The sequence below is a fragment of the Arthrobacter sp. SAFR-044 genome (assembly GCF_059414985.1).
Window position 1 is genome coordinate 1 of record NZ_JBPFDN010000002.1, and the last position, 16,225, is coordinate 16,225.

A 16,225-nucleotide genomic window follows, 5' to 3' on the forward strand; every position below is an offset into this window, starting at 1 on the left:
GACGAACAGGTCATCATCGTCCACCACGGCCCCGCCGGCCCCGTCGAGGTCGCCCGACATCACCGGGCCAGGCCCGGCAGCCCTGCCATCAACGACGAGCACTTCCCCGGAACCAGGACCAGGATCCCGGGCGATTACGCCGTGAAGGCACGCACCGCCGGGGAGGCCGAGTTCCTGGCCATCGGAACCGGGGCCAGAACCTGGCTCGTCGAGGCCGCCGCGGCAGGAACGGGCAGGATGAACGTGAAAATGGCTGAGGCCGTGACCCTGGCCAAGATCGCCGGCACCGAGGCGGTGGACCGGGCCCTGGGCGACGCCGCGCTGCATGGCCGCTTCGCCCACGGTGACCTACCCTCGATCCTGAACGCGAACATCCGGCGCACCACCACCCACGCCGCGGACGAGACCCGGTCCCTGACCCAGGGCACCAGCGCCTGGGCCGGCCTGGGCACTAAACCCGCCGTTGTGAAGGAGCAGAACCGATGAGCCCCGTCACCACCACCGCCCCGCCGCTGCCGGCAGAACTCGAAGCGCTCATGCGGCAGCTGAAAATGCCCCACGCCCGGGCGCTGGCTCCGGAACTAATCGCGACGGCGCGAGCCCAACGCTGGGAACCGACCGAGATCATCAAGGCCCTCTTCACCGAAGAAACCGCCGGCCGGGCCCGGTCCATGCTCGCCACCCGCCGCAAGGCAGCAGGCTTCCCGACAGGGAAAACCTTCGACGCCTGGGACCCCGGCGTCTCCTCCATTCCGGCGCCGACCCAGCAGGCCCTGCGCACCCTGGAATGGATCGGACGACGGGAAAATCTCGTTGTCTGCGGACCCTCCGGCACCGGGAAAACCTTCTTCCTCAAAGCGCTCGGTCAGCAAGCCGTCGAAGCCGGCATGCGCGTGGCCTGGTTCCGGCTCGAGGACCTCGGCGCCCTGATCAGAGCCCACCGCACCGACGACAGCGTCACCAAGGCCGTCGCCCGGATACTGCGCGCCGAACTCGTCGTGATCGATGACATCGGTTTGCTCCCGGTGGCCACCGACGCCGCCGAAGGCCTCTACCGGGTCGTGGACGCAGCCTACGAAAAACGCTCCGTCGCGATCTCCTCGAACCTCCACCCGGCAGGCTTCGACGAACTCATGCCCAAAACCCTAGCCACGGCAACAGTGGACCGGCTCCTGCACCACGCCCACGTCTGCCAAACCACCGGCGACTCCATCCGCCTCACCCAAGCCCTCGCCGGGAAAGGAGTCACCCAACTGAACTAACAACCCCCAAGATGGCCAACACCCGCCGAAACCCTCAGTGGGCAGATCTGTTGGCCATCACCGGGCAGTTTTACTGGCCACCAGCGGGCACATTAACTGACCGTCAGTGGGCAGAAACTAATGGCCATTGACAGTCCTGGAAGTAGCGCACGGACCGGAACCGGTGTTCGTCGATGCCGAGCATCCGCGGGTGAGTTTGTCCAGGTCGGCCAGCCGCAGCAGGCACGCTTCGGGGACGGCGGCCCGGACCATCCACCAGGACACGGCGTAGCCGGCGGCGGTCTCCGACACGGCCCGGCCGGAGCGGATCACGGCGTCCACGAGCTGGTCCCGCAGCCGGCTGGTGGAGGGGGCCCGGCGCGGGACCTGCGGCGTGGATTCAAAGAACGATAACCGGCTCTTCGCGGTTCGCGGGGATTCCCCACCAACCGCCAAGAGCCCCCTCACCAGGCTTCCTGCCCCCATTCAAACGCAGCTTCCGCGGGCAAGGCGCGCCAATACCGAACACCACCTGCCCACGGCAAGGGCATGCCCGACATTTTGCTCCTCAGCAGGCCGTCAACTTATAGAGTCGATTGGAACCCACTTGCGCCACTAGCTGAAAGCCGGGTGCTTGCTCCAGGTGCGCGAGCCCTGGATAGGCTTGATTATTTGGGTTTCCTGGGAGGTAGATAAGTTCATCGGAATTAATGGCGTAGTCGACATGCAGACGCTCGGCTGCCGCGCAAACCGCGGGGTTTACGGAGGCATCGCGGAATGACTTTGCGATTAGCTCTTTATCGTCATTCATTGCGGCCAGCACGTGCGGATACAGCACATGCCGTCCGGAGACGAAGTATGCCCATGCGCTACCGTCCCACGGATTTCCGGCTATAACGGAATCGGCTGGCACCAGTTCAGGGAGCTCGCTGTAGAGCTTAAATTCGTCTAGAGACATTATTGGAGATCCCGGACGAAGGCTGTAGTTGGTCTTTGCTGAGATCGCCGCATCCCGTATTGGGCCAGTCTGTGAGACATAAAGTGTAGGAACGGCGACGAGCAAAGCAGCCGATAAAGTCCAGACGGTCGACCTTCGTAGGTTGAATTTAGCGAAAGCCCTATCAAGGCGCCGCGCGACCACTATGAAGCCAAGAAGCGACAGCGGCATGACCACCATCACCAGGCCGGCGGCAATCCTCTTGTAATCGTCGAACCATCCGCCGGTCAGGAAGGCGCGAAGCATCGACGGCGCCCAACCGGTGACGGCGACGAACAGCAAAGTCCAACCGGCAAAGGCGACGAGCAGCCAACGATGACTTCGATGTTTTATGGCAGCTACAAGTCCCATAACCAGGAGGACGCCGGAGGCCCAAGAGGCTCCTTTGGCCGAATGGGCTGCAAGGAAAGCCTCACCCACTGCCTGGGCAGTGCTTTGGTAGGGTTGCCACGTTATTTGGTAAGAGGTAATCGGAAAGGGGCGCAGGACCAGCCAAAGGGCCGCCAGAACTAATGACAGCAACAGTGTCAGAGCAATTTTGAGGCCAGGTCGCTGAATCGACCTCTCGCGTACCGCGCGTATGACTGACGGCCTCAGTATGCGGCCCAAAAGGAAAGGCACTAGAGTCGCGATTAAGCAGATGATGGTGTTGGGATGGGCCAGACTGGCTCCTGCTAATCCTACGAGCGCTACCCATGCGAACATGACGCTATGCGGCTTCACAGGAAGACCATTCCGCACGATGGTTAGTACTAAGGCCGTTGCCGCTGGTAAAACGGCCATCCCTAGGTAGTTGGGGTATAAAACGCCCCAATCAATCAACAAATATGGAAAAGCGGAAAAGGCAGAGACGAGGACGCTAAAACCAATATTCATGATGGTTGAGCCGCCAAAGAGGGTTCGGCATAGGTACCACATCGAAAGGGGCCACACAACCGCCCCTATTACCAAGTTCAAACTTGCCACGGAGGCCGAGATCGAAAACCCGGATACGACGGCTATGAGGGCCGCCAACCCGTGCCAAGCACCTGGGTAGAAGGATGGTGCACTGCCCCCTGCAGCTCCGAGGCTCAGTGACGAAGCATTCCCTGTGTCAATAATGTAGCGAACAGCGTTCAGGTGAAATACATTATCGGCGGTTTGCGATACGAAATCCGGGCTCCCAAAAATCCGCAGCAGACGATAAAGGATCACTGATCCGCCGACGGCCAGTCCAATCACGGCTGCAGGCGTTACCCCAAATCCAGTCGAGATCGCCGAGATCTTGCAGTCAAATCGCCGAGCCAACATCATTCGTAAAATAAGCGTGGCCAAGGCCGTCAGCGCGGTCCCCAGTACGGCCGCCAATATTCCCCATCGGATGCCTAGGAAGGGGGCGACAAGCGCAGACACGCTGAGCACGCCGATTCCAATCAAAGGTGCCAAAGCAGCAGCACCTAGCCCTCTGAAACCTCCAATAATCGCTACCACAAGGCCCGGCACCAAAAGAATAAGAATCGCCGCTAAAAACGGCACCACCGCAGCATTCCAGACTGCCAAAATCACACCTGCTTACTGCTAATCGGGAGGAGCGTGGGTTTATCCAGCCCTCAACAAGTTAACTGCTTCCCTTATGGCGCCGTCGAACGCGACCCTTCCGTGCTCTAGCAAAATGCCTCGTTCACAAATTCGAGATACTAGCTCTAAATCGTGGCTAACTACAACCAGGGTTTTTCCCTCGCGGGCAAGCTCTTGAATCCTATCAATGCATTTCCGCTGAAATGGCTCGTCACCGACAGCGAGGATCTCATCAATCAGGAAGACTTCAGGGTCTGTATGCACGGCAACCGAAAAGGCCAGCCGAAGGTACATTCCGGAGGAGTAGAACTTCACCTCTGTGTCTATGAACTGCCCGATTTCGGAGAACTCGACGATGTCATCAAACCGGTCTTTAATCTGTTGCTCGGTCATGCCCAAAATGGCTCCGTTGAGGAACACGTTGTCCCGTCCGGACAGATCGGGGTGGAAGCCAGCTCCAACTTCTATCAGACCTGCAACTCTTCCCCTCGTCTTCACCGTCCCCGTGTCAGGGAGCATGACCCCCGAAATGTGCTTGAGCAGCGTGGACTTGCCTGAACCGTTGAGGCCCAAAAGCGCCACGGTTTCTCCGGCCTGAACATCCAAGGACACGTTCTTCAGAGCGTGGAACTTTTCAGACAAGTCACCCTTGCGTCCTTTGAGCAGCCAAACGACAGCTTCTTTGATGGAACGGGTATGGCGTAGGACGAACTGCTTGCTGATTTCAGAAACTTCTATTGCCTTTGGCACTTACAACTCCTGCGCAAAACGGCCCTCAAGGCGCCGAAAGGTGTATTGGCCCAACATGAGGATGGCCAGGGCAACGCCGAGCCCGACGGGAAGCCAGAGGCCAAAGAGGTTCGGCGGCATTGCAACCGATCCATCGGTTGTTGGGAACCAAAACGCGTAGTGGAACAATTCCACTCCGATAGTGATGGGGTTTGCCTGATAGATGGCAAACCAGCCCGAACCGAGCTTCTCCTGGACCATCGACCAGGCGTACATCACGGGAGACGCCCACGTGGCCACCATCAGTAACATGTCCACGAGGTTCTCTGAATCGCGGAAGTAGACGTTGGCCGCGCCAAACAGGAGGCCAAGTCCAGTGGCAAGCAGTGCCACGATTGCAAAGCCGGCCACCGCTGCGAGGAGCTGGAGAAGGTTGGGGTGCCAGCCGGCGAAGACACACCCCACGACAAGCACAACCAACTGGGGGAAGAAGTGGACCGCCGAAACCCATACGGAAGCTACGGGGAAGAGCTCACGGGGAAGATAGATTTTCTTGATGAGGTTCCCGTTATTCACGATGGATCTTGCGGCGTTGCCCAAAGCTTCCGAAAAGAAGTTGATCAGCACTATGCCGGAGAAAAGGTATACGGCATAGTTTGCCAACCCCTCCGGGTTCCGTGCACTTCGCTCAAGACCGAGAAAAACTCCCAAAGCCACGTAAAAGACGATGAACTGCACGCCCGGTTTCACGTACGACCAAAGCAGACCAAGCACGGAGCCGCGGTAGCGGACCTTGAGTTCTTTCCGAACCAGCAGTTTGAGCAGGAAGCCCGACTGCCTGATGTCCCGCAGGCCCCCTCCGAGTCCAGGGGTGGTCAACTCGCCGGATGCGATTGCGCTCACTTGATCTCGTTCTGGGTGTGTTGCTCGAAGGTCTTCCTCCAGGACTCCATAGAGGTGAGTTCCGAGACGGCCGCTTTGTATTTTTTGCTAAGTGCGGGCCACTCCTTGAGCAGGGCAGAGTGAAGCCGTGTGCTCTCGGCCAGCATCTTCCTCAGCCGCTTGGGATCGCGGCGGTACCACGATGCCCCTGTGCCTTCGGCATTGGACACAACAGCGCTGTCAAACTGCGCCATGCGCCACCAGCGGTTGTCCTGATGCGCAATGGTCGTCTGCGGCCGCTCTGCGCTGGTGCCCTTGACCGGGCTTGCCAGCTGCCGGACAACTGTCTTGGCCGCCCACGGAAGAAGAGTCAGCTTTCCAGGCTGCGACGGACCGTGTCCACGCCGGGGCGGCTTGTCCATCTTTGGAGCCGGGAAGTCCTCGGGATCAGGACGGAACACAGCGTCCGAGTGCGCGGACATCATCTCGCGGATCTCGGGCAGCTTCGCTGACAGCAGCCCAGGAAGGGCGTCCGGACCCCTCAGCACATCCTCCAAAGCCCACTGCCGGCCCTGCGCCGTGGCGTACTGCATCGAAACCAGGTGTTTGACGTCGGCGTATTGCGACTCTTTGATGACTCGGCCGCCGAACTCGTAAGGGCTGTGAAGTAGCGCGGCCACTACCCTGTTCCGGGCATGGAAGTAAGCCTGCCAACCGACAAGGTCGTCCTTGTCAATCCAGGAAACATGCCAGACAGCTGAGCCGGGCAAGGATACTGTGGGATAGCCTGCCGCCTTGGCCCGCAACCCGTACTCGGAATCATCCCACTTAATGAAGAGAGGGAGTGACAGTCCGATTTCACGGATTACCTGAGTGGGGATAAGGCACATCCACCAACCGTTGTAATCGACGTCACAACGCCTATGCAGCCACGGGGTCTGCCGCAGGTTTGATGACAGGAAGTCATGGCCCAGGATCATGTCTTCGCTGGGCAGGGACGGCTGGAACCTGTACGGGTTCACGACTTCACCGAAGGTGTGCAGGACAGTACGGTTGTAAAGGTCGAACATGTGACCGCCCACGAGCGTGGGCGTCTTGCACCGGTCCGCGAAAGTCAGCAGGCGGATAATGCTCTCCGGTTCGACCACCACGTCATCGTCCATGAGCAAGGCGTAATCGCTGCCGTTCTCAACAGCTTCGAACATGCCGCGGGCAAAGCCGCCGGACCCGCCGAGGTTGGACTGGTTGATGATGCGCAGCTTGCCGTTCAGAGATCCCTTAACCTCATCGAACCCATCAGCGTCGGCAAGTTTCTGCGTCCCTTGGTCGACAATCAGGATCTCCTGCACATGAGCGAGAGCTTCTGCGCTTTCCGCCAGGAGCCGCAGGTTGTTCAGGCAGAAGTCCGTCTTGTTCAGAGTGGTGATTTGGAGCGTAACGGACCCCGGCGTTGTTTTGACCGCAGCGCCCTGCCACTCGGCGTCGAGCATGATCAGCGGCTCCGTGCCGGCGAGCAAATCAAACCAATACCATCCGCCATCGCCAAAGGGCGCGAGCGAAAGTTCAAATGTGCTCTCTGTTGTGCCCTCAACCCGTCGGGTGTCCACACGCTGCAGGGACCCGCGCGCGTTCGACTTATATACGATGACCGAGCCGGCGCCCTGGGTCCGCACCTGCAACCGGACTTTGTTCACGGTGGTCCACCGTCGCCAGTAGCTGGCCGGGAAGGCATTGAAGTATGTACCAAAGGACACCCGTTCACCAGAGCGGACCGAAGTTGAATGCCGGGAAAGAAAATCCTCCACGTGGGCTTCTTTGGTGGGGCTGCTGATAGTTCGGCCCTTACCGGCTTTCCCGTCCCCATCCCCTGCAGTTGGCAGTTGGATACCCGTCGCCGTCCCCATGTCCATGTACAGCGGCACGGTGTCCATCTGGCTGGCGCTGGGGAGGATCACGCGCTGCAGGGTGTCCCAGCTACCCGAAGAGCTTTCATTCACCACGGCCGCAACCTTCTTCTGGTTTTTAGTCGAAACGCTCATGCGTCCACGCCTCCGCTTTCAAGCTGTACGCCGCTTTCGAAGTGCGGCCGGATCTTGTTGTCGAACATGCTCAGCGCGGACCCGATGGCCATGTGCATGTCCAGGTACTTGTAGGTGCCCAGCCGGCCGCCGAAGAGAACGTCCTTTTCCGCCGCCGCCAAGTCGCGGTACTTGAGCAGTCGCTCCCTGTCAGCAGAGGTGTTGACCGGGTAGTAGGGCTCATCGCCCTTTTCCGCGAAACGCGAGAACTCGCGCATGATGACCGTCTTTTCGGTCTGGTAGTCACGCTCAGGGTGGAAGTGGCGAGGCTCGATAATGCGGGTGTAGGTGACGTCGTCGTCGTTGTAGTTCACTACTGACGTGCCCTGGAAGTCGCCCACCTCAAGGACTTCTTGCTCGAAGTCGATGGTGCGCCAGGAGAGGTCACCTTCGGCATAGTCGAAATACCGGTCAACCGGCCCGGTGTAGACAACGGGAATGTTGCCCACCACTTTGTCCTTGCTGTACTCATGGGACTCATCGAAGAAGTCGGTGTTCAGCCGCACCTCGATGTTGGGGTGCGCTGCCATCTGCTCAATCCAGGCAGTGTAGCCGTTGGTGGGCAGGCCCTCGTACTTGTCGTTGAAGTACCGGTTGTCGTAGTTGTAGCGCACGGGCAGCCTGGAGATGATACCTGCCGGCAGGTCCTTGGGGTCCGTCTGCCACTGTTTGCCGGTGTAGTGCTTGATGAAGGCCTCGTAGAGTGGGCGGCCGATCAGCTGGATGCCCTTGTCGTTCAGGTTCTGGGGGTCGGTTCCCGCCAGCTCACCGGCCTGTTCCTGGATGAGGTCCCTGGCCTGGCCCGGTGTGAGGTTGGCCCGGAAGAACTGGTTGATGGTGGCCAGGTTGATGGGCAGTGAGTAGACCTCGCCCTTGTGGACGCCATAGACCTTGTGCACGTAGTCCGTGAAGGTGGTGAACCTGTTGACGTACTCCCACACCCGCTCATTGGAGGTATGGAAAAGGTGGGCGCCGTACCGGTGGATCTCAATCCCGGTCTGTTCTTCCTTTTCACTGTACGCGTTGCCGCCGATGTGGTGGCGGCGGTCGATGACGACGACCTTCAGGCCGAGCTCGGTGGCGGCCTGTTCTGCGATTGTCAGGCCAAAAAAGCCGGACCCTACGATGACGAGGTCAGCGGTCACAAAATCTCCTGGTTCGAATGCGGGCAGCGCAAAGATGCGCATTGTCTGCTGCTCCAGCCTACCCGAGGGACCGCAGGGCCCGTCGAATCATCCTGCACGCTGTGAGGCGGCACACAGGCCGCCGTCAGGAGGGGCGCAGCACTCCGCCGCCCTCGAGGTAGGCCTCCCCCGTTTCCGGGCAGATCCACTGCCTGCCCTCCTGCTTGAGAGGCCTGCCCGCCTTCCCGACCCATCCGATTCGTCGGGCTGGCACCCCCGCCATGAGGGCATAGTCCGGCACATCCTTGCTGACGACGGCGCCTGCCGCCACCATCGCCCACGCCCCGATAGTCACGGGTGCTATGCAGACGGCCCGGGCGCCGATGGCGGCTCCCTGCCGGATGGTGACGCCCACTTTGTTCCAGTCCTCCTCCGTCTTCAGGCTGCCCTCGGGTGTTACGGCACGGGGAAAAACATCGTTGGTCAATACCACCGCCGGGCCGATGAAGACTCCCGCCTCCAAGACTGCGGGCTCGTACACCAGTGCATAGTTCTGGACCTTACAGTTCTCCCCCAGCACGACGCCCGGCCCGATGTACGCGCCGCGGCCTATTACGCAGTTCTCCCCCAGGCGCGCCCCCTCCCTGATCTGGGCGAGATGCCATACCTTGCTGCCAAACCCGATATGAGCGGCGGCATCGACGTCCGCGCTGTCAGCGATCATGTTCAAAGGGGATTCCTCCGCTGCTGTCGGACCACCTGACCAGGCCCAGGATGTAGTGATCGTAACCGGGCTGCCCCGTTCCCTGCAGCCCGGGAAACCACACCTTTATCCACATAGCTCGTGAAGAGCCTGCCCGAGGCTGCCTGCCGTGCCTAGCGTGTGAAGACATGCACGAAGGATCATCACCCATGACACTCAACTGCACGCTGGTTGGCGGCCCGGGATCTTCAGGAGACCGGCTGCCCGTGGAACTGTCCATCGACGCCCCGGCCACTACTGCAGGCGCCGAAATCCACGAGCAGTTGGTGCGGAAGTTCTCTGCGGGCGTCATCACCGTAGCTGGGGAAGACCTCCGTTCCCTGAACCTCGGAGTACCGCCGCTTGTCGAGGGAGCGATCCTTGTCGACGGCGGCACCACCCCTTCGGGTCGACGTCCGCGCCTCCGGCCCGCACAGGAAGCTGCAGCTCCCCTGGCTCTCGCGATCGACAGCGGGGCAGCAGCGGGAACAGTGGTCCCGTTACGGCGCGGCAACTACAGCATCGGCAGAAGCGGCACCCGGATCGTCATCCCGGACCCGGAGCTGTCGCGTGAACACGCACGGGTGGTGGTCACGGACACCGACATCCTGTTGATTGACCTGGACAGTGCCAACGGCACCTATGTCGACGGCGAAAGGATCCGCGCAAAGGTCATCTCCACAGCTTCCAGCATCAGATGCGGGCAATCGAACCTGTCGCTGGTTTTTGCAGACCCACCCGGCCGGGCACTTGCAGACGCAGGACAGTCCGTATCGGAGCCCATCGTCGTGGCCGCCCGCGTTGACGCCGGGAACCGGGCAGTACTGGTTCTGACCGCGGTTCTTCCGCTGGCACTCGGGGTGCTGTTGGCCGTTCTCACGGGGATGTGGATGTTCCTTGCCTTTTCCGCAGCTTCCGCATTCTCTATCCTGGTTCCGGTTGCCAGCGGACGGCGGCAGCGACGTGAATTGTCAGGCGCCCTGGAGGCCGCGGTTGCGGAAGACAGGGAACGGCGACGCCAGAGTGCCCCGCCCCTGTCCCTCGTAGCATTGGCAGCACCACGAGCCAAGGAAACGTCCGCTCCTGGCCCCGCCGGAGGCGTCTGGTTGCGGCTGGGCCAGGCTGACCAGGCTGCCAATGTCAGGATTGAACCGGCCGGCGCCGGTCCAGCGGTTCCACCGGCAGGACGGGTGCCCGTCGTCCTCGACCCGGACCGCAGGCTCACCACCGTTGGCGGTCCGCGGTCCGCCACTGAGGGTGCCATCCGCTCGCTTCTTATGCAGCTGGCTGCGTATCCAAGCGCAGGCACGACGCACGTCCTCCTTCATGGAAACCCGGCAAGCGTGCCCCTCGCCGCCCGGTATCTGCCCAGGGTGACACTCACTGCAACACCGCAGGCCGCCCTCAGTGTTGTGAACAGCAATCATCCCCACGGCTGCGAGCGCGCAGTCTTGTTGCTGCGGGGGGAAAGCTCTGCGAGTGCCGCTGACGCCTTCATACGGGACGCTGCGATCCAACGGGGATGGCAAGTGCTCCACTTCACGGCTGACGACGGGAAATGTCGCACGCCCGACGTCTTTCTTTCCGAACGCGGGTCGGTCCTGTTTCAGGATCCCTGCGAAACCGTCTTTGTTCCTGACCTCGTGCCGGAGGACGTCTTCACTGGTTTCTGCCGGCGCATGGCGGGCGCGCGGCGTCAGGACAAGGAACAGTCGGGATCCGTTCCTGCTGCGTGCAACCTTGACGACGTCCTGCCGTTAAGTCCTGCGGCGACCGCCCACCGCTGGGGTTCCAGCGGGCAAAAGGACGGGCTGGCCGTGCCCCTGGGCCTCAGCAGTGCCGGAACCAAGACCATCGATCTGCAGCACGACGGGCCGCACCTGCTGGTAGCGGGCACGACCGGCTCGGGGAAATCGGAACTGCTCCGGAGCCTCACGGTCGCACTCGCCCTGAGCTATCCTCCGGACCGGGTCAACTTCTTCTTCATCGATTTCAAGGGCGGTTCAGGGCTTGGCCCCCTGAGTGATCTCGTTCACTGCGTGGGACTGCAGACCGACCTTTCCAGCTCCGAAATGGAACGGACGCTGAGCTCACTTCGTGCCGAACTGCAACTCAGGGAGAGGTGCCTTGCCGCGGCCCGCGTACCGGACATTTCCGCATATCGCTCCAGTAAGGACGCGGAGGACTTTGTCCTCCCCCACCTTGTCATCGTCATCGATGAGTTCAGGATGCTGGTTGACGACGCCCCGGAAGTGCTGCGTGAGTTGCTGCGGATAGCGTCTATAGGGCGTTCCCTGGGAATCCACCTGATCATGGCAACGCAGAGGCCGCAGGGAGCGCTTACAGCCGACATCCGCGCAAACGTTACATCCAGCATCGCCCTTCGCGTGCAGTCCGACATGGAGTCAGTCGACATCGTCAATTGCAGGAGCGCTGCGGCCATCAGCGTTGACGCTCCAGGCCGGGCATTCCTGGCACGTGGGACCGAGGCCGCCGAAGAGTTCCAAGGCGCCTCCCTCGCGTCAGTGGCAGCAGGCGGACACTCCGAAGCCGTGACCGTCCACAGGACGACGGATTTCCTCGCCGGCCAGGTAGCAGGACCGGGCAAGGGCCCGGATCCAGTGCCAACCCCTGCGCAGGCGGTGGAGCCGCTCGCGGCCATGGTGCGGAGGCTCTGCACCCAGCAGGAGAGGGAGGTCCCGAGGAGGCCTGTCGCCCCTCCCCTGCCGGAGGATCTGGAAGAACCCGCCCCCGGGGGCCCATCCCCAGGTTCCGCGGTTCCAGGTTCCTCCCTCCTGGAACCCATGAACCTGACGGGCGAGGTTTGCCTCGGCCTCATGGATGTGCCCGAAAAGCAACGGGTGGACGCCCTGATGTGGAGCCCTGTCCGCCACGGCCACGCAGCGTTTATCGGCAGTCCTGCATCCGGGTCCGGGGCGGCCCTTGAACTGGCCGTCCACAAGCTGATGACCGGTCCCGGGGAGACCCACTTCTATGTACTCGACGCCGCGGGAAGTTTTCTCCCGCTGGTCACCGCGGGCCGGATGGCCGCGCATGCCGGGCTTGACGACCTGCGGCGTGGAGTGCGGATCCTGGAGCGGCTGGTCCGGGAGCTTGGCCAGCGGCGGGGCCATCCAGCCTCCTACACGGTGCCTCTTGTCCTCGTCGTCTCCGGCTGGGGTTCCTGGATTTCGGCTTTCCGTTCGGGACCGCTGGCCTGGGCAGAGGACCTGGTGCATGACCTCGTCCGCGACGGCGCCAAGGCGGGAATCACGCTGCTGCTTTCCGGGGAGCGCGAGCTTGTCACTGCCAGGTTCTTCGGCGCCGTTCCCAACCGTTTCTACTTTCCGGCCGGATCCACGGAGGAAGGCCGCGCCATGTGGCCGCGGATGCATCCCATGCCTGCCGTCGAAGGGAGGGCTGCCGCCTTTGGCCCTGTCTCCAACGGCGGCCCGGCCGCTTGCCAGTTCTACCGCGGCCCAGTCCCGAAATCCTCTGGCAAAGGCGGTGAAGGGTATCCGCCCGCCAACGTGCCACCATTCCGGGTGGCACCCCTCCCTGTGCACATCACGGTCAGGGAAGTTGCGGCAATGACAGCACCGGCTCAGGCTCCATCAGTCCAACCCCGCCCAAGCAAGGAACCACCAGCGAACGAACCTGGGACCGGGCGGCCAGCAACCCCCGCAAGGCAAGGCGAAGTCTGCCTGGGAGTAGCCGGTGACGAGCTCACCGCAGCGTCCCTCCATATTCCCGTCAGCGGGGTGGTTGCAGTTCTCGGCAACCCGGGAAGCGGCAAAAGCAATACGCTGCGCGCCTTGGAGGCACTCAACCCCGGGCAACAGTGGTGCCGGTGTCAAGGGCCGCTCCGGGCCGCGGATGATTTTTGGGCGGACATGCTGGTGCAGGCCGAGAGTGGCTCCTTGCCGCGGGAGACAATGCTGCTGGTTGACGACGCCGACCACCTCGCCCCATCGGCGTTGAGGGGCCTGGGCCAACTTAATGCCCTGGGTTATTCCCTGGTAGTAACCGCGGGTTACAGTCCGGCGCTTCTCCAGCGTGCTCCGCTGTTCATGAATGCCAGGGCATCCGGCGCCGGGATTCTGCTCGGCCCGCGTTCAATGGCTGACGGCGATCTTTTCGGGGTGCGGTTCGAGACCGAGTCCAATCCCCCGCCGGGACGCGGTGCCCTCATCTCCGGCGGCGGTTCCGTACCCCTCCAGGTGGCGTGGGCTGGAGCAGAAGGATGACAGGAGTGCGCCTCAACGGAATGCACATGGCGGGCAGTTATACGGGAAGAGCAAGGTCAGAGGGCCGGAGGCGCACTCCCCGTGCGGGAGGCGTGGCTGACAACCTTGGTGGTAAACAGGAGAACGATGGCGGTGGCCGCGGGGACCAGCATCACCAGCCCGGCCACGACCAGGCCGCTGGTTAGGGTGGGCACACCGATGGTGAGGACGAATAACTGGGCCACCAGCGCGGCCGCCCTGGTCCAGCGGTAGCCCCGGTAGAGGAAGAATGCCACTGCGTACAGCCAGGCGGAAAAAGCCAAGAGGAGACCCAAGGTGAAGACAGCACCCCAGAAGGACAATACGGGACTGCCGCTGAACAGTTCGTAGGCATACCACCCGGCCGCCCCCAGGAGGGCGGTAGCCTCGGCAGCCGCAACAATCGCCACCGTCCTGGCCGCCCACGGCACGGGGACCCTCCGCCCGTTAGCCACGTGCCCGGGTCCGCTGCCGGAATCATCGGAAGAGGACGGGGTACCTGCTGGGTTTACCGGGGGTCTTGACACACTGGCACCCTACCGGACATAGTCGGACACTGGTGAGGGCCAGAGCCGCCACTGTGATGCATCGCTCAGGTTTCAGGGGATATCAGCCGTTATTACCCCTTGTTTACACAGCGTTAACATGACAGGCTTGATGCAGATGACCAAGGGGGCCCAGAGGGCCCTTTTCCTTTGTAGCCACTAGTGAATAATTTCACAAAGGCACTTCCCAGAAATGGAGCAACTGATCAGCATGGATTGGCGTAACCGCGCAGCGTGCCTCGACAAGGACCCGGAACTGTTCTTTCCCGTCGGGAATACGGGACCGGCCCTGCTGCAAATCGAGGAAGCCAAGAGCGTCTGCCGCCGGTGCCCCGTTGTCGACACCTGCCTGCAGTGGGCCCTCGAATCCGGCCAGGACGCCGGTGTTTGGGGCGGCATGAGCGAAGACGAGCGCCGCGCCCTCAAACGGCGCGCCGCCCGCGCACGCCGCGCTTCCTAAAAACCCACAGCACCGGCGACGACCCAACCGGCGAAAAAGAGGCCCCGGGAGAATCCGAAAATGGATTCTCCCGGGGCCTCTGTCAGTTTCACGCCCATTCCGCCTGCGGCGACCACTGGCCGGACGCCGGCTCCTACTTGCCGGCCAGGCTAAGCCGGATCTTGACCTCGGTCCCGCCGCCCTCGCGGCGTTCCCAGGCGATGGTGCCGCCCAGCTCACTGGTGACGAGCGTCCGCACAATCTGCAGGCCGAGGCCCTCCACATGGGGAGTCTGCGGAAGGCCCACGCCGTCGTCGGCAATGGTGACCGTCAGCTCTTCGCCGTCGTCCCCTTCGGACCGGTCGGCAACGAGCCACACTGTTCCCGCCCTCCCCTCGAGGCCGTGCTCCACGGCGTTGGTCACCAGTTCGTTGATGACCAGGGCAAGCGGGGTGGCGAGATCGCTGGGGAGTTCCCCGAAGCTGCCGGAGCGTTCCGTCCTGACCTGCTGCGAAGGGGAAGCCACTTCCGCGGACAGCCGGAACTGGCGCCCGATCAGTTCGTCGAAATCCACGCTCTGCGTCAGCCCCTGAGACAACGTCTCGTGGACCAGGGCGATAGTGGCGACACGGCGCATCGCCTGCTCCAGGCCCTGCTTTGCTTCGTCGCTCACCATGCGGCGGGACTGCATCCGCAGGAGCGCGGCCACGGTCTGGAGATTGTTCTTGACCCGGTGGTGGATTTCGCGGATGGTCGCGTCTTTTGTCACCAGCTCCATCTCGCGGCGGCGCAGCTCCGAAACATCACGGCAGAGGACCAGCGCGCCGAACCGCTGCTGCTCATCCCGGAGCGGAATGGCACGCAGTGACAGGCTCACTCCCCTGGACTCAATCTCGCTGCGCCACGGCATGCGGCCGGTGACGACGAGCGGCAGGGTCTCATCCACCAGGCGGCGGTCCTTGAGCAGGCCCGCGGTGACTTCAGCGAGCGAGCGTCCCTCCAGGGATTCGCCGTCCCCCAGCCGGCGGAAGGCCGAAACTCCGTTGGGGCTCGCGTACTGCACCACGCCGTCCGCATCCAGCCTGATCAGCCCGTCGCCCACACGGGGGGCGCCGCGGCGGGAGCCTGTGGGTGAGGCAAAGTCCGGCCAGAGCCCCAGCGTTCCCATCCGCAGGAGATCGTAGGCGCACTGCCGGTAGGTCAACTCGAGCCGGGACGGCATCCGCGAACTGGAGAGGTCCATGTGCGTGGTAACCACCGCCAGCGTCCGGCCGTTACGCACCATGGGAACTGCCTCGACCCGCAGGGCCATCTCGCTGTTCCAGTTCGTCTCGCTGGAGCGCTCAATGGACCGGCTGTTCCACGCCTTGTCCACGAGCGGCTGCAGGTCGGAGCGGATACCCTCGCCCACGAAGTCACTGTGGAAGGCCGTGTGCGTGGTGGAAGGACGCACGTGTGCCAAGGCAATATAGCCAAGCTCTGGGTGGGGGAACCACAGCGCCAGGTCGGCGAACGCAAGGTCCGCGACCATCTGCCAGTCCCCCACCAGGAGGTGCAGCCATTCGGCATCGCCCGGCCCGAAATCAGCATGTTCCCTGATGGGGTCCGTAAAGATTGCCACTGCAC

12 protein-coding genes and 1 pseudogene are annotated in these 16,225 nt (G+C 62.4%); 4 read left to right on the forward strand and 9 right to left on the reverse strand.

Annotated elements, in window-relative coordinates; genetic code table 11:
• Nucleotides 1-486, forward strand: a pseudogene (locus ACR65J_RS02760) (IS21 family transposase); the annotation flags it as partial.
• Nucleotides 483-1,262, forward strand: a complete 780-nt coding sequence (gene istB / locus ACR65J_RS02765; protein ID WP_440165869.1) for an IS21-like element helper ATPase IstB — start codon at nt 483-485, stop codon at nt 1,260-1,262. The pseudogene ACR65J_RS02760 and the gene istB, both read left to right, overlap by 4 nt.
• 117 nt (nt 1,263-1,379) lie before the next feature.
• Here istB and ACR65J_RS02770 read toward each other — a convergent pair whose 3' ends face one another.
• The 7 genes from ACR65J_RS02770 to ACR65J_RS02800 all read right to left on the reverse strand — a co-directional run bounded on the left by ACR65J_RS02770 (nt 1,380) and on the right by ACR65J_RS02800 (nt 9,332).
• Complete coding sequence (locus ACR65J_RS02770; RefSeq protein ID WP_440165871.1) at nt 1,380-1,709, reverse strand: hypothetical protein; 330 nt, start codon at nt 1,707-1,709, stop codon at nt 1,380-1,382.
• A 100-nt stretch (nt 1,710-1,809) separates the two neighbouring features.
• Nucleotides 1,810-3,783: a DUF6541 family protein gene (locus ACR65J_RS02775; protein ID WP_440165873.1), complete on the reverse strand. Its 1,974-nt coding sequence runs from the start codon at nt 3,781-3,783 to the stop codon at nt 1,810-1,812.
• A 33-nt stretch (nt 3,784-3,816) separates the two neighbouring features.
• Complete coding sequence (locus ACR65J_RS02780; RefSeq protein ID WP_440165875.1) at nt 3,817-4,545, reverse strand: ABC transporter ATP-binding protein; 729 nt, start codon at nt 4,543-4,545, stop codon at nt 3,817-3,819.
• Nucleotides 4,546-5,427, reverse strand: a complete 882-nt coding sequence (locus tag ACR65J_RS02785; protein ID WP_440165877.1) for an ABC transporter permease — start codon at nt 5,425-5,427, stop codon at nt 4,546-4,548.
• On the reverse strand, nt 5,424-7,445 hold the full coding sequence (locus ACR65J_RS02790) for a glycosyltransferase (protein WP_440165879.1): 2,022 nt from the start codon (nt 7,443-7,445) through the stop codon (nt 5,424-5,426). Before ACR65J_RS02790 ends, ACR65J_RS02785 begins: the two co-directional genes overlap by 4 nt.
• Nucleotides 7,442-8,629: a UDP-galactopyranose mutase gene (glf, locus tag ACR65J_RS02795; RefSeq protein WP_440165881.1), complete on the reverse strand. Its 1,188-nt coding sequence runs from the start codon at nt 8,627-8,629 to the stop codon at nt 7,442-7,444. Before glf ends, ACR65J_RS02790 begins: the two co-directional genes overlap by 4 nt.
• 124 nt (nt 8,630-8,753) lie before the next feature.
• A complete protein-coding gene (locus ACR65J_RS02800; protein WP_440165883.1) occupies nt 8,754-9,332 on the reverse strand; it encodes an acyltransferase in 579 nt (192 codons plus the stop codon).
• Nucleotides 9,333-9,520: 188 nt separating this feature from the next.
• Here ACR65J_RS02800 and ACR65J_RS02805 point away from each other — a divergent pair, with 188 nt between their 5' ends.
• Nucleotides 9,521-13,597, forward strand: a complete 4,077-nt coding sequence (locus ACR65J_RS02805) for an FtsK/SpoIIIE domain-containing protein (protein ID WP_440165885.1) — start codon at nt 9,521-9,523, stop codon at nt 13,595-13,597.
• A gap of 56 nt (nt 13,598-13,653) precedes the next feature.
• Here ACR65J_RS02805 and ACR65J_RS02810 read toward each other — a convergent pair whose 3' ends face one another.
• Entirely contained in the window at nt 13,654-14,142 is a 489-nt protein-coding gene (locus ACR65J_RS02810; RefSeq protein WP_440165887.1) for a hypothetical protein, read from the reverse strand.
• A gap of 229 nt (nt 14,143-14,371) precedes the next feature.
• Between ACR65J_RS02810 and ACR65J_RS02815 the strand changes: the two genes are divergently transcribed.
• A complete protein-coding gene (locus ACR65J_RS02815) occupies nt 14,372-14,620 on the forward strand; it encodes a WhiB family transcriptional regulator (RefSeq protein WP_003804966.1) in 249 nt (82 codons plus the stop codon).
• A 133-nt stretch (nt 14,621-14,753) separates the two neighbouring features.
• On the opposite strand, the gene ACR65J_RS02820 is transcribed toward ACR65J_RS02815, so the two are convergent.
• The gene (locus ACR65J_RS02820; protein WP_440165889.1) at nt 14,754-16,220 is read right to left on the reverse strand and encodes a sensor histidine kinase; all 1,467 of its coding nucleotides are present in this window, start codon (nt 16,218-16,220) and stop codon (nt 14,754-14,756) included.
• Nucleotides 16,221-16,225: the final 5 nt, after the last annotated feature.